Origin of the sequence: Streptomyces musisoli (assembly GCF_016741855.1) — a bacterium.
Taxonomy (GTDB): domain Bacteria; phylum Actinomycetota; class Actinomycetes; order Streptomycetales; family Streptomycetaceae; genus Streptomyces; species Streptomyces musisoli.
Window position 1 is genome coordinate 67753 of the sequence record NZ_JAERRH010000011.1, and the last position, 19320, is coordinate 87072.

Genomic DNA, 19320 nt, shown 5'->3' on the forward strand with positions numbered 1-19320 from the left:
ACGGGCCGCCCCCACCACCCCTCGCGGTCCGATCGGCCGAAGCGGTGCCCCTCGGCCGAGCCGGGCCGGGGTCCCTCGGCCGAGCCGGGCCGTGGTCCCTCGGAAGCCGGCGCACGCCACGGTCTCCCCCGCCTCCGGCGGCCACCGTGCGTGCGGGGTGCGGATGCCGGACGGCTCGCGCAGCCGGTCGCCCGTGCCGCCGGTCCGGAACCGGTCGTCCCGGCCGGCGACACCGGCGAGGACACGGCGAACGGCCGCAGCCCCCGCACAGTGGGCTGCGGCCGTTCTGTTCCTGACCTGTCCGTGGCAGGTCAGAGCGCGAGACCGGTGAGGACCAGCACGCGCTCGTAGGTGTAGTCCTCCATCGCGAACCGGACGCCTTCGCGGCCCACGCCGGACTGCTTGGCGCCGCCGTACGGCATCTGGTCGGCGCGGTAGGACGGAACGTCGCCGATCACCACACCGCCGACCTCCAGGGCGCGGTGGGCGCGGAAGGCGACCTGGAGGTCGTGGGTGAACACGCCCGCCTGGAGGCCGTACTTGGAGTCGTTGACCGCGGCGAACGCCTCGGCCTCGCCGTCCACCTTCTGCACGGTGAGGACGGGACCGAAGACCTCCTCGCAGGCGATCGTCGTGCTCGCCGGTACGTCGGTGAGGACGGTCGGCGCGTAGGAGGCACCGTCGCGGTCACCGCCGGTGTGCAGCGTGGCGCCGGCCTCGACCGCCTCCTTGACCCACGCCTCGACGCGCTTGGCGGCGTCCTCGCTGACCAGCGGGCCGACGTCGGTCTTGTCGTCGGTGGGGTCACCGGTGACCTGGGCCTCGACGGCGGCGACGATGCGCGGCAGCAGCCGGTCGTACACGGACGCGTCGGCGATCACCCGCTGCACCGAGATGCAGGACTGGCCGCCCTGGTAGTTGGAGAAGGTCGCGATGCGGGTCGCGGCCCAGTCCAGGTCGGCGTCGGAGGCGAAGTCGCCGAGGACGACCGCGGCTCCGTTGCCGCCCAGCTCCAGCGTGCAGTGCTTGCGCGGCACCGAGTCCATGATCGCGTAGCCGACCTTCTCGGAACCGGTGAAGGAGATGACCGGCAGGCGCTCGTCCTGGACGAGGGCGGGCATGCTGTCGTTGGTGACCGGGAGGATCGACCAGGAACCGGCCGGCAGCTCGGTCTCGGCCAGCAGGTCACCGAGGATCAGGCCGGACAGCGGGGTGGCCGGGGCCGGCTTGAGGATGATCGGGGCGCCGGCGGCGATCGCCGGGGCGACCTTGTGGGCGCACAGGTTCAGCGGGAAGTTGAACGGCGCGATGCCGAGCACGACACCCTTCGGGAAGCGGCGGGTGAGCGCGAGCCGGCCCTGGCCGCCGGCGTCGGTGTCGAGCCGCTGGGCCTCGCCGCCGTTGAACCGGCGGGCCTCCTCGGCGGCGAACCGGAACACGGAGACCGCGCGGCCGACCTCGCCCCGGGCCCACTTGATCGGCTTGCCGTTCTCGGCGGAGATCAGCTGGGCGATCTCCTCGGTGCGCTCGGCCAGGCGCTTGCTGACGTGGTCGAGAGCGGCGGCGCGCACGTGCGCCGGGGTGGCGGCGAACTCGTCCCGCACGGCGTACGCGGCGGCCACGGCCTCCTCGACCTGGGCGTCGGTCGGCACGCTGACCTTGCCGACGAGCCGGCCGTCCCACGGGGAGGTGACGTCGAAGGTGTCCTCGCCGGTGACCTGGCGGCCGGCGAGCCAGAAGGCATGGGTGGAAGTCATGTACGAGTCCCGGCCCTTCCGCGTTGGGGGGTGTGCTTGGCTTGCGTGCTCCACGGTAGGGCGGGGGCGGCCGGGGGTCGCTTGTCCGAGTCGTAGCAGTCGCGGCGGAAGGTGCTCCGCTTTGGCGTGGTGGTCGGCTCCCGTGCGGCTCGCGTCCACGGACGGCGTCGAGTGGCGCTCCGGCTCCCGTCCACTTCCAGTCACTCCCGGCCGGCCTCGGCCACTCCTGATCGGTCCGCGTGACTCCCGACCGGTCCGCGTCATTCCTGATCGGTCCGCGTGATTCCCGACCGGTCCGCGTCACTCACGAACGATGCTCGTCGTACCCGACCGGGTCCGCGTAGCTCCCGACCGGTCCCCGCCCGTCATTCCCCGACCGGTCCGCGTGACTCCAGACTGGTCCCCGACCGGTCCGCGTGACCCCAGAACTGGTTCCCGACCGGTCCACGTCGCCCTCTGCCGATCCGCGTCGCTCTCTGCCGATCCGTGTCACTCCGTCGAGGTCGCCTTCAGTGCGAGCCAGAGCTCCATGCGGACGTCGGGATCGTCCAGGCTTCGGCCGAGGATCTCCTCGACCCGGCGCATCCGGTACCGCAGCGTGTGCCGATGGACCCCGAGGTCGGCCGCGGCGGCGTCCCACTGGCCGTGCCGTGACAGCCACGCCCGCAGCGAGGCGACCAGGTCCCCGCGTCCCGTGGCGTCGTGCTCGTGCAGTGCCCGCAGCAACCCGTCGGCGAACGCCTTCACCGCGTCGTCGGCCAGCAGCGGCAGCACGGAGCCCGCCGCCAGCTGCTCGTGCTCCACGAACACCCGCCCCCGCCGCCGCGCCACCGACAGCGCCTGCTCGGCCTGCTTGTACGCCGCTGCCGCCGCGATCGGGCCGGACGGCGCCGAGAGGCCGACGATCAGTTCGTCGTCGTCGGCACGGCCCTGCTCGGCAGGAGCCCGCCCGGCCTCCCGGGCCGCGGCGTCCGCGGCGCACGCGGCCACCGCCGCGCCCCCGTCGGCGGCCAGCACCACCAGCCGCTCCCCCTCGGGCACGACCAGCACCGCCTCCCCGGAGCGTGCCGCGGCGGACTCCACGGTCTCCGCGAGTGCGCTCAGCGGTTCGCCCGCCGTACCGGACCCGGACTCCGCGACGATCATCCGGAACGGGGCGTCCAGCAGCCCGCCGTACAGGTCCCCGGCGACGGCGCGTGCGTGGTCGGGTTCCCCGGCGAGGAGCATGCGCAGCACCGCCGCACCGACGCGCTGCTCGGCCGCGTGCAGGGAGCGGGAGCGCTCGGCGGTGAGGGTGAGCAGGGCGATGGCGGAGTGGACGGCGTACCGCTCGGCGGTGCCGGGGGCGGCGGCCGTACCCACGGCGAGGGCAGCGCGCGGGCGCCGGCCGGTGCCGAGGGAGTGCAGCTCGACCCGGTCCTCGTGTTCGGGGCCGCCGACCACGGAGGACGCGGGGGCGGACCGCTCCCGCAGCCGTTCGACGTCGGCGGTGAGCCGGGCGGCGCGGCGGCCGGCCCACTCCGGGGCGGCGGCGACGACGGCGCCGGAGGCGTCGTACAGCGCCGCCCAGCCGTCGACCTGGGCGGCGAGTGCGGTGAGCACGCCCTCGGGGCCGGCGCCCAGCGCCTGCTTGGTCAGCTCACGCTGGGCGGCGAAGCCGGCCGTGACCGCGCGGTACTGGTCGGCGGCGATGGCCGCGGAGACGGCCTTGCTGATGGCGAGGAAGGGGGTGCGGCGGGGCACCTCCAGGAGGGGCAGCCCCTCCTGGGCGCAGGCGTCGACGAGGGGCTCGGGGATCTCCTCGTAGTTGACGCCGACGGCGAAACCGAGTCCGACCACACCGGCGCCGACGAGCCGCCGCACATACCGCCGCATGGCCTCCGGATCCTCCGCGTCCAGCTTCAGCGCGGTGATCAGGAGCAGCTCGCCGCCCTCCATGTAGGGCACGGGGTCGGCCAGCTCGCTGACGTGCGCCCAGCGGACGGGCACGTCCAGGCGGTCCTCGCCCGCGCGCACGGTCAGCTTGAGCGCCGAGTGGTGGACGAGCGACGCGAGAGTCGGGGGCATGGGGCCTTCACGGTGAGGGGGGAACCGGTGATCACGGTGATCTTTTGGCCGCCGCGTATGAACGGCCTACGCCGATTCTGCCTCACCGTACGATCCCGTGCTGCCGCCTCACCGCTGCCGCCTCACCCCCGCAGATCGACGAGCAGGGGCGGGGCGTGTTCGCCCTGCACGGTGGTCAGCGACAGCACGGCGTGACCGGGCGGCACCCCATGCGCCAACTCAGAAGCCGACCACCGCTCCCGCTCCACCTGCCGAACGGTGACGGCGTCCGTGGTGACCGGCTTGCCGGTGCCGAGTTTCCGGACGGCATGGATCAACCGGGTCAACGGCTGATCCGCAAACACCGTGTGCTTGGCGACCTCCGTCGTCTCCACCCACTCCGTACCCCATGTCTGCGCGAACAGGGCGCCTTCCCAGGTGGTGATTCCCGAGCAGGCGGCGTGACAACCGACCGCGGCGATCAGCGGTTGCCTCAGGTGCTCCGGAACGTCTCCCAGGGCCCTCAGGCTCAGCAGAACGCCGGCATTGCTCTCCCGCAGCCCCCGCAGGGCACGCACGGTCCCCGCGGTGATCGCGTGTGCAGCGTCGGCGAGAACGAGGCAGGCGAACAGTGACCTGTCCCGACGAGCCGCCATGCTCGCTGTGAACTGCGCAAGCAACAATCGGCCCAGCAACTGGGCCGCCTCAGGATGGACCCGCTCCGGCAGATCGACTCTGACCCTCAGCGGGTGGTCGAGTGATCGCAGCGTGAATGGCTGAGCGCCGTCGGATGTGTCGAAGAAATCCGTGAAAGCCGGACGATCCAGGCAGGCAAGCCGGTCGGCGAGCAGTATTCCGGGATCTCCGTGGACGCCGGTTTGTCGTGCCCGCGCGTCCACTTCCCGGTGCAGAGCCGAGTGGTCCCGGGGGTCGAGCATCTCTTTGAGCCGATTCAATGCCGCAGGGTCGCCGTCCAACAATTCCCGGAGTTCAGGTACAGAGGGGAAACGGCCGTGGACAGCACGGAAGGGCCCCAACAACTGTGCCAGTACTGTCCCCGCCCGCCGCAGGTCGATCTCGGCCCAGTCACCCGCGAGAACGTCTGCGAGGAGCGTCGCCGCCTCGTCCGGGTCATCCGTTCCGCCGTAGAGATCAAGGTCGTACGCCGAAGTGTGGTCCCCCGGCCGGATCACGATGTCGTAAGCCTGATCGGCTCCCAGCGGCGTACCGGCGGCGCACACCACGATCAGTGCCGCCTGTCCGGCGAGGGCCTGGAGGGCGACGGATTCGCAGACCGGACGTACCAGGCGCTCGGTCTTGCCCGAGCCGGACGGGCCGATCACGAGCAGGGAAGTGGCCAGCGTGCTGGCGTCCACCGCTGCGCCCGCGGCGCGGAGGGCAGGCGGAGTGCGCTCGACGTCCGCAAACCGGCCGATGCGCACCTGAGAGGTCAGCAGGTCGTGGGGTGCCATCCGGATGGGAAGGTCTCGCTGCCCGGAGGGGTGCAGACATGCACGGGCGCCGTCGTTGAACACGGCCGAGGTGAACGCGCCCAGACGTGCGGGGTCGGCGACCACGGAACTCCAGGCACGACGGATCCGCACGTAGTCCACGTCGTTCATCCGACCGACACGCGCCTCTTCGGTCAGCCGTTCCGCCGTACCGCTCTGACCGTAGGCATGGAGGTCGGGCCAGTCCGTGACGGGCTCGGGCGGGGCCCCCTCACGGTTCTCGGCAACCGCCCGGGGGCGCAGTAGGCCGCGCGACAGTCCGAGCCAGTCGCCTGCTACAACGAACGGTCCCAGAGCGAGAAGCGTAAGTACGACCTTGAGGACCTGGAGCCGGTGCACGGTGCCTACCGGGTCACCGGGTACGACGAACCAGTCGGACGGTGTCACACTCACGGCGAGCTTGTAGTACGACAGCAGCCCGTGCCAGACGACGAGCCAGGCGATCAGCGCCCCGAGGAGGGCGGCGCGCAGAGCACGCGAGGGCTGTGGACGGTCGGTCACGTACCGTCGGACGACCTCTTTCCAGTTGCCCACACGTGCGAAGTAGTACAGCACGAGGGTCGCGAGAACGCTGTCATAGACGGCACTCGCGGTGAGTGCCGCCCGGGGCGGGTCGAAGCCCCACCATTCGGACGGCGTGACCAGTTCAAGCAGGATCCGCTTGTGTGGCACCAGGTTGTTCACCCACAACGACCACACGAGCAGGGCCGCGATCAGAGCACCCACGGCTCCCGTGAGCAGAGCCCGGTCGGAAACTCGGTCGACGGCTCCCCGAGGCCGGGGGCGGTGATCGAAGCGCCAGATGCCTGGGGGCGTCTCCGGGCGGGGGGTCCTCAGCCAGGTGAGGAAGTGGGAGCCGTCCGGTTTCGGCGGCGCGCCGGGCGGCGCGGAGGGTGCCGGCGGCGCACCCGTCGGCATGGGCGGCACCCCCGCCCCCTCGAGTGGTGCCGTCGGGCGTGGTACAGGGTTCGGGTGGGTGCCGCGGGCGTCCCTCGTGCCGTCGCTGTCCATCGACCTTGCCCCCTGACCAGCCGTTCCACCAGCCGTTCCGTCCGCCATCAGCGAGCCAATCTAACGCCCCGGGAACGGGAGTTCACCGCTTACGCGGCCGAGACGAGCCACAGCCGCCCGGGCGGACTATGTCCATCGCGGACAACGGGGCGCGCCGACAACGCCCACATGGAGCATGCCCACCTCCCGGAACCGGTCTTAGCCTGCGAGAAAAGAAGGTATGCGTCCGAAAACGCACCGCCCGGAACCGCCCGGGACCGCCCGGTACGCAAGATCATCAGGGAGCCCCCCATGACCGCACTTCCGCAGGAGCGCCGCGTCGTCACCGCCATCCCCGGCCCGAAGTCGCAGGAGCTTCAGGCCCGCCGTACCGCCGTGGTCGCGCAGGGCGTGGGCTCGGTGCTGCCCGTGTTCACCTCGCGCGCCGGCGGCGGCATCATCGAGGACGTCGACGGCAACCGGCTCATCGACTTCGGTTCCGGTATCGCCGTGACCTCCGTCGGTGCGTCCGCCGAGGCCGTCGTGCGGCGTGCGAGCGCCCAGCTCGCCGACTTCACCCACACCTGTTTCATGGTCACCCCGTACGAGGGCTACGTGGAGGTCGCGGAGGCCCTGGCCGAGCTGACCCCCGGTGACCACGCCAAGAAGTCCGCGCTGTTCAACTCCGGCGCCGAGGCCGTCGAGAACGCCGTGAAGATCGCCCGCGCCTACACCAAGCGGCAGGCCGTCGTGGTGTTCGACCACGGCTACCACGGCCGGACCAACCTCACGATGGCGCTCACCGCCAAGAACATGCCGTACAAGCACGGCTTCGGGCCGTTCGCGCCCGAGGTGTACCGCGTGCCGGTGGCGTACGGCTACCGCTGGCCGACCGGCCCGGAGAACGCCGGCCCCGAGGCCGCCAAGCAGGCCATCGACCAGATCACCAAGCAGGTCGGCCCGGACAACGTCGCCGCGATCATCATCGAGCCGGTCCTCGGCGAGGGCGGCTTCATCGAGCCGGCCAAGGGCTTCCTGCCGGAGATCGTGAAGTTCGCCAACGACAACGGCATCGTCTTCGTCGCCGACGAGATCCAGTCCGGCTTCTGCCGGACCGGCCAGTGGTTCGCCTGCGAGGACGAGGGGATCGTCCCGGACCTGATCACGACCGCCAAGGGCATCGCCGGTGGTCTGCCGCTCGCCGCCGTCACCGGCCGCGCGGAGATCATGGACGCCGCGCACGCCGGCGGCCTCGGTGGCACGTACGGCGGCAACCCGGTCGCCTGCGCCGGTGCCCTCGGTGCCATCGAGACCATGAAGGAACTGGACCTCAACGGCAAGGCCAAGCGCATCGAGGAGGTCATGAAGGGCCGCCTCACCGCCATGGCCGAGAAGTTCGACATCATCGGTGACGTGCGTGGACGCGGTGCCATGATCGCGATCGAGCTGGTCAAGGACCGCGCCACCAAGGAGCCGAACCCGGAGGCCACCGCCGCGCTGGCCAAGGCCTGCCACGCCGAGGGCCTGCTGGTCCTGACCTGCGGCACCTACGGCAACGTGCTCCGCTTCCTGCCGCCGCTGGTCATCGGCGAGGACCTGCTGAACGAGGGCCTCGACATCATCGAGCAGGCGTTCGCGCGCATCTGAGCGGCAGGTCTGCACCTCTGAAGGGCGCCTGCGGCAGGCCGTGTGAAGAACGTGTGCGGGGTGGATGACGGGAGCGGATTCCGTCTGCCCAACCGCCTCGGGCTGCCGTAGGTTCTCTCCAGATGAGAGATACACCCCGCCCACAGGGGACTGTGGGCGACTCCGGGCCGAGGCCTCCCCAGCTTCGACCTGGTCGTGCCCTCGCGCACACAACCGGCGCCTGACGGCTCCGGGATCTCCTCACCGATCGGACGGTCGCCGCCCCAAACCCCCCGGGGCGCGCGACGTTCCGGTCCGGACGGCCGCCTCGGAACCACCCCCCCTGTTCCGGGGCGGCCGACCTCCTCCCCCGTGAGTCCGGGTACGTCTGCCAAGCTGGGCGCCGTGTCGACCGTAGTCCGCCGTGTCCTGCTCCTGGGCCTTCCGGCCGTCCTCTTCGCCCTGATCACCTGGCAGGTCGTGACCCACGGCCCGCTGCTGGGCCTGGACGCCCGCCTCAGCCGGGCCCTCGTCCGTCCGGACCGGTTCTCCGAGCTGCTGTCCGACCTCGGCGACATCCAGGTCGCCGTCCCGGTGCTCGCGCTCGCCCTGGCCTGCGTCCTGTGGCGGGGCCGGGCCGCCGGCCGGCACCGGTGGTGGCTGCCGCCGCTCGCCGCGGCCGTGCTGATGGTGCTGGTCCCGGCGATCGTCGTACCGCTCAAGGACTGGACCGCACGGCCGGGCACCGCCGCGGTGCCCCCCGGCACCGGCTACTTCCCCTCCGGCCACACGGCCACGGCGGCCGTCGCCTACGGCTCCGCCACCCTGCTCCTGCTGCCCTGGCTGCGCACCGCGGCCGCCCGCCGGATCCTGGCCGGCGGCTGCGCGGTCCTCGTGCTCGGGGCGTCGTACGGCCTGGTCCGGCGCGGCTATCACTGGCCGCTGGACGTCGTGGCCAGCTGGTGTCTGTGCACCGTGCTGCTGGCCACGCTGTCCCTCGTGTCCGGTCCCGGCCTCAGCCGAAGTAGGCGTCGAAGTTCTTCTGGAACTCCCAGTTCGAGTAGCGGTCCCAGTTCACCGACCACGTCATCAGGCCGCGCAGCGCGGGCCAGGTCCCGTGGGTCGCGTACGAGCCGCAGTTCGTCTTCTTCGTCAGGCAGTCCAGGGCCTTGGTGACCTCGGACGGGGAGACGTGGCCGTTGCCCGCGTTCGTCGACGCGGGCATGCCGATGGCGACCTGGTCGGGGCGCAGCGGCGGGAAGACGTTGTTCTGGTCGCCGGCGACCGGGAAGCCGGTCAGGAGCATGTCGGTCATGGCGATGTGGAAGTCGGCGCCGCCCATGGAGTGGTACTGGTTGTCCAGGCCCATGATCGGGCCGGAGTTGTAGTCCTGGACGTGCAGCAGGGTGAGGTCGTCGCGCAGGGCGTGGATCACCGGGAGGTACGCGCCGCAGCGCGGGTCCTGGCCGCCCCACTTGCCGGTGCCGTAGTACTGGTAGCCGTTCTGCACGAAGAACGTCTCCGGTGCCATGCTCAGCACGAACTTCGAGCCGTACTTCGCCTTCAGGGTCTTCAGCGCCGAGATGAGGTTCACGATCACCGGGGTGGTCGGGTTCCTGAAGTCGGTGTCGTTCGCGTTCAGCGACAGCGAGTGGCCCTCGAAGTCGATGTCGAGGCCGTCGAGGCCGTAGGTGTCGATGATGTTCGAGACCGAGGAGACGAAGGTGTCGCGGGCCGCGGCAGTGGTCAGCTGGACCTGTCCGTTCTGGCCGCCTATCGAGATGAGCACCTTCTTGCCGGCCGCCTGCTTGGCCTTGACGGCCGCCTTGAAGTCGGCGTCGGACTCCGCGGTCGGGCACTCGGTGACCGGGCAGCGGTTGAAGCGGATGTCCCCGGAGGTGACCGAGGTGGGCTCGCCGAAGGCCAGGTCGATGACGTCCCAGCTGTCGGGTACGTCGGCGAGGCGGGTGTAGCCGGCGCCGTTGGCGAAGCTGGCGTGGAGGTAGCCGACGAGGGCGTGGGCGGGCAGGCCGCCGGATCCGCCGCCGGTGCCGGCGCTGGTCGTCGCGGTCACCGCCGCGGATTTCGCGGACTCGCCGGCGTCGTTGACCGCGGTGACCTGGAAGCCGTACGCGGTCGAGGCCGCGAGGCCGGAGACGGTCGCCGAAGTGCCGGTCACCGTCTGGGCCTTGATGCCGTCGCGGTAGACCGCGTAGCTCGTGGCGCCGGTCACCGCGGTCCAGGACAGGCCGACGGAGGACGAGGTCACCGAGGTGGCCCTCAGACCGGCGGGCGCCGCGGGCGGCTGCGTGGTGCCGCTGCCGCCGGGGCCGATCAGGGTGATGTCGTCGGCCTGGTAGGCGCCGGTGCCGTACCAGCCGTGGGTGTAGATGGTGACCTTGGTGGTGGCGGCGCCCGTGCGGAAGGTGGTGCTCAGCTTCTGCCAGTCGGGGGCGGACTGGGTCCAGGTGGAGACGTCGGTGGTGCCGGTGCCGCTCGCGCCCAGGTAGACGTAGGAGCCGCGGACGTAACCGGACAGGGTGTACTGCGCGTTCGGCTGGACGGTCACGGTCTGGCCGCACTGGGCGTTGTCGCTGCCGGCCGGGGTGGCCTGGAGCGCGGAGCCGCCGCTGTGCACGGGTGAGCCGACCGTCGTGCCGGCGGTGCAGGTCCAGCCGGTCAGACCGGACTCGAAGCCGCCGTTGGTCGCGACGTCCGCGTCGGCCGCACGGGCGGCCGACGAGAGCGCGGTGACACCGGGCACGGCCAGCAGCGCGGCCGTGAACACGGCGAGGACGGATCGGGGACGTCTGTGGCGGTCCACAAGGGCCTCCGGGGTCTGGGGAGTTGACGGAGCCGAGCGCACACAACTTGGTCCAGACCAATCCTCTTGTCAAGGTGTGCGGACGCTACCCGTCCCCGTCCCTCTGCCGGGCCAGTCCCGCCGCCGCCTCGTGCATCGCCAGCTCCAGCAGCGCCGCGTCGGTCAGCGTGCCCGAACCGTCCGGCGGCACCAGCCAGCGCACGCCACGGGCCGCCCGGCCGGGATACGGAACGACGATCCAGGTGCCCGACCCGGCGGTACGGATGCCGGTGCCGAGCCAGCGGGCCGCCGTGCCCGGGGGCACGAAGAACCCGACCCGGTCGTCGCCGAAGTCGGCGAGCACCGGGCCGGGTTGGTCCAGGATCCGGGTGAGTACGTCCAGGGTCGGATAGCCCAGCTCACCCGGCAGGATCAGGACGTCCCAGGCCCTGCCGGCGGGCAGCAGGGCGACCCCGAGGGGGCTGCGCTCCCACTCCCAGCGGCAGGCCTCGGGGTCCGGTGCGACGGATGCCAGCCATTCGACCGCCGTCTTCGCCCCACTCATCAGACAGCCTCCCTCTCTCGTGCTCTCGTGCGACCGTGCGACGCGGCCGCGTCAGGGTGAGAGAGGAGGCCTTCCGGAGAGCATTACGCGAGTCGTGGTTCCTCTTTGGAGTGAACCGGCTCACACCCAACGGCCGGAGGGCGGCCCGTCGACCGCCTTGATCCGCGCGGTCAGCTCGGTCATCTGGTTGTAGATGGACCGCCGTTCGGCCATCAGCGCGCGCAGTTTGCGGTCCGCGTAGTCGACGGACTCGTGGTCACGGCCGCCGAAGAGCTGGCCGATCCGCGACGGTGACAGGTCGGTGAGTTCACGGCACAGGTACATGGCCATCTGCCGGCCGGTCACCAGCGCGCGGCCCCGCTCCTTGCCGCACAGCGCCTCGGCCGTCACCCCGAAGTATTCACCGGTCATCTCGATGATCCGCCGGGCCGCGTCCTCCTCGCGGGACGGACCGCGGTCCGGGACCAGGTCACGCAGCACGATGGCGGCGAGCTGGACGTCCATCGGCTGCCGGTTCAGCGACGCGAAGGCACGGACCCGGACCAGGGCGCCCTCCAGCTCCCGGACGTTGCGCTGGACGTGCGAGGCGATGTGGTCGAGCGTCTCGGGGGGCACGTCGATGCCCTCCTGTTCCGCCTTGCGGCGCAGCAGGGTGACCCGCACCGCCCGCTCGGGCGGCTGGACGTGGGTGATCAGCCCGGACTCCAGGCGGCCGCGCAGCCGGTCGCCCAGGTGGGTGAGCTGTTTGGGCGGCCGGTCGGAGGAGACCACGATCTGCTTCCGCGCGCCGTGCAGCTCGTCGAAGAGCCGCCGGAACTCCTCGTGCGCCCCGCCCTGGCCGGTGAGGAGCTGGATGTCGTCCACCAGGAGCAGGTCCAGGTCCAGGTAGCGCCGGCGGAACGCGTCGAGGCCGCGCCCGCGGCCCGCGCCGAGATACTCGTGGGCGAGCGTCTCGGCCGTCACGTAGCGCACCCGTGTGCCCGGCCGGGTCCGGCGGGCGTGGTGGCCGATCGCGCAGAGCAGATGGGTCTTGCCGATGGCCGACGTCCCGTAGACGAACAGCGGGTTGTACAGGGTGGCCGGCGCCTCGGCGACGGCCCGGGCCGCGCCGTGGGCGAACCGGTTGGTCTCGCCGACGACGAAGGTCTCGAAGCCGAACCGCGGGTCCAGTCCGTGCCGGGCCCAGGTCCCCTCCCCCCGGGTCGCCTCGTCCGGGGCCGCCTCGTCCGGGGTCGCCTCCCGCGCGACTTCCGCGACCGGGGCGCCCTCCCGCGGGCCGTCCGCGGCCGGGGGGACTCCATGCGATCCGTCCGCGGCCGGATCGACGCGCGGTCCCTCCGCGGCGGTGTCCTCCTGGGACGCCTGTTCCTCGGCCGCGACCAGCTGGCGTTCCAGTTCCTCGCACCGCCGCTCCGCGCGCACCCGCCGGGCATGGGCGTCCTTCAGCTCCTCGCCGAGCGCCTCCACCTGCTCCATCAGGTCCTGCCGCTCCCTCAACAGGGCGGTCACCTGGTCCTCGTACAGCTGTAAGGCCTTGTCCTTCTCGGCTGCCGTGCGGTCCTGGTGGCCGTGCAGCTGACGGATCTGCAACTCCAGGTCGGTGGCGCGCTGCTGGGCGTCCGCCAGCGCCCCCTCCAGCGCCCGGACGAGGGCGGCCGAGCGCAGCGACTGGCGGTCGGCGTCGGCGAGTTCGTCCTCCAGCGCCTGCACCCGGTTCAGCGCGGACCCGCTGTAGGCCAGCGCCGTGCGGTGCAGCCGCCGCATCAGCTCGATCGCCTCGGGGGTGGGGGCGCGGCCCTGCTCCTCGGCGACGTCGCGGATCAGGTCGTGGACGAACTCCCAGGGCGGTATGCGGGTGCCGTTGAGGAACCGGGACAGGGAGCCGGGGTCCCGGTGCCGGCGGGCGGCGTACCGGCGCACGCTGACGCCCAGCCCGTCGAACAGGCGCCGTAACGCCTCCGCCAGCGCCCGCGACTCCTCCGGAAGGTCGCCGCCCAACGGCACCAGAACGCTCATCCCGCCCCCTCGCGCTTCGGTGTCCGGGTGTTGCGGCAGGTGGCAACTGTGCCACCTGGCGCAACACCGGACGACCGCACCAGTCTTTCTCCCGCCCCCCAACGGAGACCAGAAAGGCTTATCAATGCGCGGCCCCCGAGGGCGAACCGATCTTGTCGCTTTTCTCGCGGTCCTGCTGACCGGAGTCATCCTCGTCCTGACCGGCATCCCGCCCGAGGCGGTGTCCACCGTGGCGATCGGTCTCTCCACGCTGTACGCCGCCTGGCGGGGCGAGCGGTCCTCCGGCGGCCGGGGCCCGGGGGGACGGGACCCCGGGGCCCGGGACGGGTGACGGGTCAGCTGTCGAAGCCGAGCCCCAGCCGGTCCATCGCGCGCAGCCACAGGTTGCGCCGGCCGCCGTGCGCGTCGGCACGGGCCAGGGACCACTTGGTGAGGGCGATCCCGGTCCAGGCGAACGGCTCCGGCGGGAACGGCAGCGGCTTCTTGCGGACCATCTCCAGCTCGGTCCGCTCGGTGCGCTCCCCGTCCAGCAGGTCCAGCATCACGTCCGCGCCGAACCGGGTCGAGCCGACACCGAGGCCCGTGTAGCCCGCGGCGTACGCGACGCGGCCCTGGTGGGCGGTGCCGAAGAACGCCGAGAAGCGGGAGCAGGTGTCGATCGCGCCGCCCCAGGCGTGGGTGAAGCGGACGCCCTCCAGCTGCGGGAAGCAGGTGAAGAAGTGGCCCGCGAGCTTGGCGTACGTCTCGGGCCGGTCGTCGTACTCGGCGCGCACCCGGCCGCCGTAGTGGTGGATCGCGTCGTAGCCGCCCCACAGGATGCGGTTGTCGGCGGACAGCCGGAAGTAGTGGAACTGGTTGGCGCTGTCGCCCAGTCCCTGCCTGTTCTTCCAGCCGATCTCCGCCAGCTGGCCGGCGGTCAGCGGCTCCGTCATGAGCGCGTAGTCGTAGACCGGGACGGTGTACGACCGCACGCGCCGCAGCAGGCTCGGGAAGATGTTCGTGCCGAGCGCGACACGGCGCGCGTGGACGGCACCGTACGGCGTGCGTACGGCCATCCCGGCGCCGTACTGCTTCAGGGTCAGGGCGGGCGTGTGCTCGTACACCCGGACGCCGAGCCTGATGCACGCCTCCTTCAGGCCCCACGCGAGCTTCGCCGGGTGGAGCATGGCCACGCCCCGGCGGTCCCACAGGCCCGCCTCGAAGGTTGGCGAGTTCACCTGCTCCCGCACGGCGTCGGCGTCGAGGAACTCGATGCCGTCGGCGAGGCCCTTCTCCTCCAGCTGCCGGTGCCAGTCGCGCAGCTCCCAGGCCTGGTAGGTCTCGGTGGCCACGTCGATCTCGCCGGTGCGCTCGAAGTCGCAGTCGATGCCGTGCCGGGCGACGGCCGCCTCGATGTCGTCGAGGTTGCGCCGGCCCAGCTCCTCCAGCTTGTGGATCTCGCCCGGCCAGCGGGCGAGGCCGTTGGGCAGGCCGTGCGTCAGGGAGGCGGCGCAGAAGCCGCCGTTGCGGCCGGAGGCGGCCCAGCCCACCTCGCGGCCTTCCAGGAGCACCACATCGCGTTGCGGGTCGCGCTCCTTGGCGTTCAGCGCGGCCCACAGCCCGCTGTAGCCGCCGCCGACGACCAGCAGGTCGCAGGTCTCGGTGCCGGTGAGGGCGGGCTCTGCGTGCGGCTTTCCGGGGTCTTCCAGCCAGTACGGGACCGGCTGGGCTTCGGAGAGAGAGGAGATCCAGTTGTCTTTGCCACGGCTCATGGCGCTTGGGGCCATGATTTCAACTCCCTACAGGGGACTTTCCTGAAAAGGCCGATGCCTTGGAAGGTCTAAGCCTTTTGCTTGTTCCGGCGATTGGTGATGACCATCGAGGCGAGGACGAGGAGGACGGCGGCGAGGAACATGGCCGTGCCGATCACATTGATCTGTACGGGCGTTCCGCGCTGCGCCGATCCCCACACGAACATCGGGAAGGTGACGGTCGAACCTGCGTTGAAATTGGTGATGATGAAATCGTCGAAGGAGAGCGCGAAGGACAGCAGCGCGCCCGCGGCGATTCCGGGTGCCGCGATGGGCAGGGTGACCCGCAGGAAGGTCTGCAGGGGACCGGCGTAAAGGTCACGGGCGGCCTCCTCGAGGCGCGGGTCCATCGACATCACGCGCGCCTTGACGGCGGTGACGACGAAGCTCAGGCAGAACATGATGTGGGCGATGAGGATCGTGTAGAAGCCGAGCTGCGCGCCCATGTTGAGGAACAGGGTGAGCAGCGAGGCGGCCATGACGACCTCGGGCATCGCCATCGGCAGGAAGATCAGCGAGTTGACGGCGCCGCGGGCGCGGAAGCGGTAGCGGACCAGCGCGAAGGAGATCATCGTGCCGAGGAGGGTGGCGCCGACCGTGGCCCACACGGCGATCTGGAGGCTGATGGACAGCGAGCCGCACATGTCGGCGACGCCGCACGGGTCCTTCCAGGCGTCCGTGGAGAACTGCTGCCACTCGTAGTTGAAGCGCCCCTTCGGCTTGTTGAAGGAGAACACCGTGACGATGACGTTGGGCAGCAGCAGATAGGCGAGCGTCAGCAGTCCGGCGATGACGACGAGACGGCGCTTGAGCCAGTTGACGAAGGGCATTTAAACCAGATCCTCCGTCCCGGACCGGCGGATGTAGAGCGTGACCATGGCCAGGATCGCGGCCATGAGGATGAAGGAGAGTGCCGCGGCCGTCGGATAGTCCAGGATGCGCAGGAACTGCGTCTGGATGACATTGCCGATCATGCGCGTGTCGGTGGAGCCGAGGAGTTCGGCGTTGACGTAGTCGCCGGCCGCCGGGATGAAGGTCAGCAGCGTCCCGGAGACCACGCCCGGCATGGACAGCGGGAAGGTGACCTTGCGGAAGGTGGTCCACGGCTTGGCGTACAGGTCGCCGGCCGCCTCGTGCAGCCGCCCGTCGATCCGCTCCAGCGAGGTGTACAGCGGCAGGATCATGAACGGGAGGAAGTTGTACGTCAGGCCGCAGACGACCGCGAGCGGGGTGGCCAGGACCCGGTCGCCCGCCGTCCAGCCGAGCCAGTCGGTCAGGTCGAGGACGTGCAGGGAGTTCAGGGTGTGCACGACCGGGCCGTTGTCCGCGAGGATCGTCTTCCAGGCGAGGGTGCGGATCAGGAAGCTGGTGAAGAACGGCGCGATCACCAGGATCATGATCAGGTTCTTCCAGCGGCCCGCGCGGAAGGCGATCAGGTAGGCCAGCGGGTAACCGAGCACCAGACACAGCAGGGTCGCGGCGGCGGCGTAGAAGACGGAGCGCAGGAACTGCGGCCAGTACTCGGTGAGCGCGTGCCAGTAGGTCGCGAAGTGCCAGGTGACCTTGTAGCCCTGCTCCAGGGAGCCCTGCTGCACGGAGGTGGAGGCCTGGTAGATCATCGGCAGCGCGAAGAAGACGACCAGCCACAGGATGCCGGGCAGCAGCAGCCAGTACGGGGTGAACCGGCCGCGTTTGCGCGCGGGCTTCTGCTCCGGCTCGGCGGGGGCGAGCGGGGGTGGTGCCTCGGTGAGCGTCGACATCAGGCCGCCGCCTCTTCCTCGATGCCCGCGTCGATGTCCTGGGCCGCGTCCAGGCCGAAGGTGTGGGCCGGGCTCCAGTGCAGGACGACGTCGGCACCGGGGACGAGCCGGCCGTCGCGCTCGACGTTCTGCACGTAGACCGCGAACTCGTCGCAGACCGGGGTGTCGATCACGTACTGCGTCGACACGCCGATGAAGCTGGCGTCGGCGATCTTGCCGGTGATCCGGTTGCGGCCCTCGGGGATGGTGCCGGCGTCGTCGGCGTGGGTGAGGGCGATCTTCTCGGGGCGGATGCCGACCAGGACCTTGCCGCCGGCCGTCGTCCGGGCGGAACATCGCGCCTCGGGCAGCACCAGCTTGCCGCCGCCCGCCTTGAGGACGATGTCGTCGCCGTTCACCGTGTCGACCTCGGCCTCGATGAGGTTGGAGGTGCCGAGGAAGTTCGCGACGAACGTGGTCCGCGGGTTCTCGTACAGGTCGGTGGGCGCGCCGAGCTGCTCGACCCGGCCGCCGTTCATCACGGCGACCGTGTCGGCCATGGTCATGGCCTCCTCCTGGTCGTGCGTGACGTGGACGAAGGTGATGCCGACCTCGGTCTGGATGCGCTTGAGCTCCAGCTGCATCTGGCGGCGCAGCTTGAGGTCGAGGGCGCCGAGCGGCTCGTCCAGCAGGAGCACCTTGGGGTGGTTGATCAGCGCGCGGGCCACGGCGACCCGCTGCTGCTGGCCGCCGGAGAGCTGGTGCGGCTTCTTGCGCGCCTGCTCACCCAGCTGGACCAGCTCCAGCATCTCCTCGACCTGCTTCTTCACGCTCTTGATGCCGCGCCGGCGCAGGCCGAAGGCGACGTTCTCGAAGATGTCGAGGTGCGGGAAGAGCGCATACGACTGGAACACCGTGTTGACCGGCCGCTTGTAGGGCGGCAGGTGGGTGACGTCCTGGTCGCCGAGGCGCACCGTCCCGGAGGAGGGGTCCTCCAGGCCGGCGATCATGCGCAGGGTGGTGGTCTTGCCGCAGCCGGAGGCACCGAGCAGGGCGAAGAAGGAGCCCTCCGGCACGGTCAGGTCCAGCGGGTGTACGGCGGTGAAGCCGTTGTCGTAGGTCTTGGAGATTCCGGAGAGGCGGACGTCGCCGCTGTTGTCCGGTGTCGTCTTCATCGTCGTCACGCCCCTGTGAGCTTCGCGAACTTCTCTTCGTAGGCTGTCTCTTCCTTCTGACTCAGGGAGCGGAAGGCATGGGACTGCGCCTGCATGGCCTTGTCGGGGACGATCAGCGGGTTGTCCGCGGCGTCCTGGTCGATCTTCGCAAGGTAGGGCTTCACCCCGTCGACCGGCGTCACGTAGTTGATGTAGGCGGCGAGCGCGGCGGCCTGCTCGGGTTCGTAGTAGAAGTCGATCAGCCGCTCGGCGTTCGTCTTGTGACGTGCCTTGTTGGGAATGCACAGGTTGTCGGTCGACGTCATGTAGCCGCTGTCGGGGATGACGAAGTCGACGTCGGGGCTGTCCGCCTTGAGCTGGACGACGTCACCCGCCCAGGCCACACAGGCCGCGAAGTCGCCCTTGGTGAGGTCGGAGGTGTAGTCGTTGCCGGTGAACCGGCGGATCTGTCCCTTGTCGACGGCCTTCTGCAGACGGGCGACGGCCGCGTCGAAGTCGTCGCCGGTGAAGCGCGCCGGGTCCTTGCCCATGTCCAGCAGGGTCATGCCCATGCTGTCGCGCATCTCCGACAGGAAGCCGACGCGCCCCTTCAGCTTGGGGTTGTCGAGCAGATCGGAGATCGTCTTCACCTCGATGCCGTCGAGCGCCTTCTTGTTGTAGGCGATGACGGTGGAGATGCCCTGCCAGGGATAGGAGTACGCCCGCCCGGGGTCCCAGTCCGGGTTGCGGAACTGGGAGGAGAGGTTGCTGTAGGCGTGCGGCAGGTTGGAGGGGTCCAGTTTCTGGACCCAGCCGAGGCGGATCAGCCGGGCGGCCAGCCAGTCGGTGAGGACGATGATGTCCCGGCCGGTGTCCTGGCCCGCGGCGAGCTGCGGCTTGACCTTGCCGAAGAACTCGTTGTTGTCGTTGATGTCCTCGGTGTAGTTGACCTTGATACCGGTCCGCTTGCGGAAGGTCTCCAGCGTCGGGTGGTGCTTGCCGCTGTCGTCGACGTCGATGTACTCGGTCCAGTTGGAGAAGTTCACGGTCTTCTCCTGGGCCGAGTGGTCCTGGGCCGACATGCCGCCCTGGGTCTTGCCCGCCGCGGGGATCCCGCAGCCGCTCAGCGCGCCGAGGCCGCCGGCCGCGAGCGCGCCGCCCGCGGTGGCCCGCAGCAGCGACCGGCGAGTCAGGGCGGCCCGGCCGCTTCGCATGCTGCGCCGCATCGCGGCCACTTGGGGCGGGGTCAGGCGGTCGGGCTCGTACTGCTCCATGCGCGTGGTGCCCTTTCGGGAGGGATCGGCCTGGTCACTGGCCTGGTGG

Annotated in this window: 13 protein-coding genes and 1 pseudogene; 3 read left to right on the forward strand and 11 right to left on the reverse strand. The window is 70.8% G+C overall.

Going from position 1 to position 19320, the window contains the following annotated elements; genetic code table 11:
- Nucleotides 1-311: 311 nt before the first annotated feature.
- The 3 genes from JK361_RS26450 to JK361_RS26460 all read right to left on the reverse strand — a co-directional run bounded on the left by JK361_RS26450 (nucleotide 312) and on the right by JK361_RS26460 (nucleotide 6040).
- Nucleotides 312-1757: an aldehyde dehydrogenase family protein gene (locus JK361_RS26450; RefSeq protein WP_201822424.1), complete on the reverse strand. Its 1446-nt coding sequence runs from the start codon at nucleotides 1755-1757 to the stop codon at nucleotides 312-314.
- A 489-nt stretch (nucleotides 1758-2246) separates the two neighbouring features.
- Nucleotides 2247-3824, reverse strand: coding sequence for a PucR family transcriptional regulator (locus JK361_RS26455; protein ID WP_201822426.1), 1578 nt, complete (start codon nucleotides 3822-3824; stop codon nucleotides 2247-2249).
- A gap of 122 nt (nucleotides 3825-3946) precedes the next feature.
- Nucleotides 3947-6040 carry a type IV secretory system conjugative DNA transfer family protein gene (locus JK361_RS26460; RefSeq protein ID WP_307787324.1) on the reverse strand — a complete coding sequence of 698 codons (2094 nt, stop codon included), beginning with the start codon at nucleotides 6038-6040 and terminating at the stop codon, nucleotides 3947-3949.
- Nucleotides 6041-6616: 576 nt separating this feature from the next.
- Between JK361_RS26460 and gabT the strand changes: the two genes are divergently transcribed.
- Both gabT and JK361_RS41400 read left to right on the forward strand, forming a co-directional pair.
- The gene (gabT, locus tag JK361_RS26465) at nucleotides 6617-7951 is read left to right on the forward strand and encodes a 4-aminobutyrate--2-oxoglutarate transaminase (protein WP_201822430.1); all 1335 of its coding nucleotides are present in this window, start codon (nucleotides 6617-6619) and stop codon (nucleotides 7949-7951) included.
- A 666-nt stretch (nucleotides 7952-8617) separates the two neighbouring features.
- Nucleotides 8618-8863: pseudogene (locus JK361_RS41400) on the forward strand (phosphatase PAP2 family protein); the annotation flags it as partial.
- A gap of 82 nt (nucleotides 8864-8945) precedes the next feature.
- Here JK361_RS41400 and JK361_RS41405 read toward each other — a convergent pair.
- The 3 genes from JK361_RS41405 to dnaA all read right to left on the reverse strand — a co-directional run bounded on the left by JK361_RS41405 (nucleotide 8946) and on the right by dnaA (nucleotide 13314).
- A complete protein-coding gene (locus tag JK361_RS41405) occupies nucleotides 8946-10754 on the reverse strand; it encodes a chitinase (RefSeq protein WP_307787325.1) in 1809 nt (602 codons plus the stop codon).
- Between the two features lie 85 nt (nucleotides 10755-10839).
- Complete coding sequence (locus JK361_RS26475; protein WP_201822434.1) at nucleotides 10840-11298, reverse strand: hypothetical protein; 459 nt, start codon at nucleotides 11296-11298, stop codon at nucleotides 10840-10842.
- Nucleotides 11299-11418: 120 nt separating this feature from the next.
- Nucleotides 11419-13314, reverse strand: a complete 1896-nt coding sequence (dnaA, locus tag JK361_RS26480; protein WP_236053609.1) for a chromosomal replication initiator protein DnaA — start codon at nucleotides 13312-13314, stop codon at nucleotides 11419-11421.
- A 124-nt stretch (nucleotides 13315-13438) separates the two neighbouring features.
- On the opposite strand from dnaA, the gene JK361_RS26485 reads away from it, so the two are divergent.
- Nucleotides 13439-13645, forward strand: a complete 207-nt coding sequence (locus JK361_RS26485) for a hypothetical protein (RefSeq protein WP_201822436.1) — start codon at nucleotides 13439-13441, stop codon at nucleotides 13643-13645.
- Nucleotides 13646-13649: 4 nt separating this feature from the next.
- On the opposite strand, the gene JK361_RS26490 is transcribed toward JK361_RS26485, so the two are convergent.
- Genes JK361_RS26490 through JK361_RS26510 form a run of 5 tightly spaced genes read right to left on the reverse strand, consistent with a single transcriptional unit; the run spans nucleotide 13650 to nucleotide 19271 of the window.
- The gene (locus JK361_RS26490; protein ID WP_201822438.1) at nucleotides 13650-15080 is read right to left on the reverse strand and encodes an NAD(P)/FAD-dependent oxidoreductase; all 1431 of its coding nucleotides are present in this window, start codon (nucleotides 15078-15080) and stop codon (nucleotides 13650-13652) included.
- Nucleotides 15081-15133: 53 nt separating this feature from the next.
- Nucleotides 15134-15934, reverse strand: a complete 801-nt coding sequence (locus tag JK361_RS26495; RefSeq protein WP_201822440.1) for an ABC transporter permease — start codon at nucleotides 15932-15934, stop codon at nucleotides 15134-15136.
- The gene (locus JK361_RS26500) at nucleotides 15935-16864 is read right to left on the reverse strand and encodes an ABC transporter permease (RefSeq protein ID WP_201822442.1); all 930 of its coding nucleotides are present in this window, start codon (nucleotides 16862-16864) and stop codon (nucleotides 15935-15937) included. It abuts the gene before it with no gap.
- Nucleotides 16864-18027, reverse strand: a complete 1164-nt coding sequence (locus JK361_RS26505) for an ABC transporter ATP-binding protein (protein WP_201822444.1) — start codon at nucleotides 18025-18027, stop codon at nucleotides 16864-16866. The genes JK361_RS26500 and JK361_RS26505 overlap by 1 nt, the downstream gene beginning before the upstream one ends.
- Complete coding sequence (locus JK361_RS26510) at nucleotides 18024-19271, reverse strand: polyamine ABC transporter substrate-binding protein (RefSeq protein WP_201822446.1); 1248 nt, start codon at nucleotides 19269-19271, stop codon at nucleotides 18024-18026. The genes JK361_RS26505 and JK361_RS26510 overlap by 4 nt, the downstream gene beginning before the upstream one ends.
- Between the last annotated feature and the right edge of the window lie 49 nt (nucleotides 19272-19320).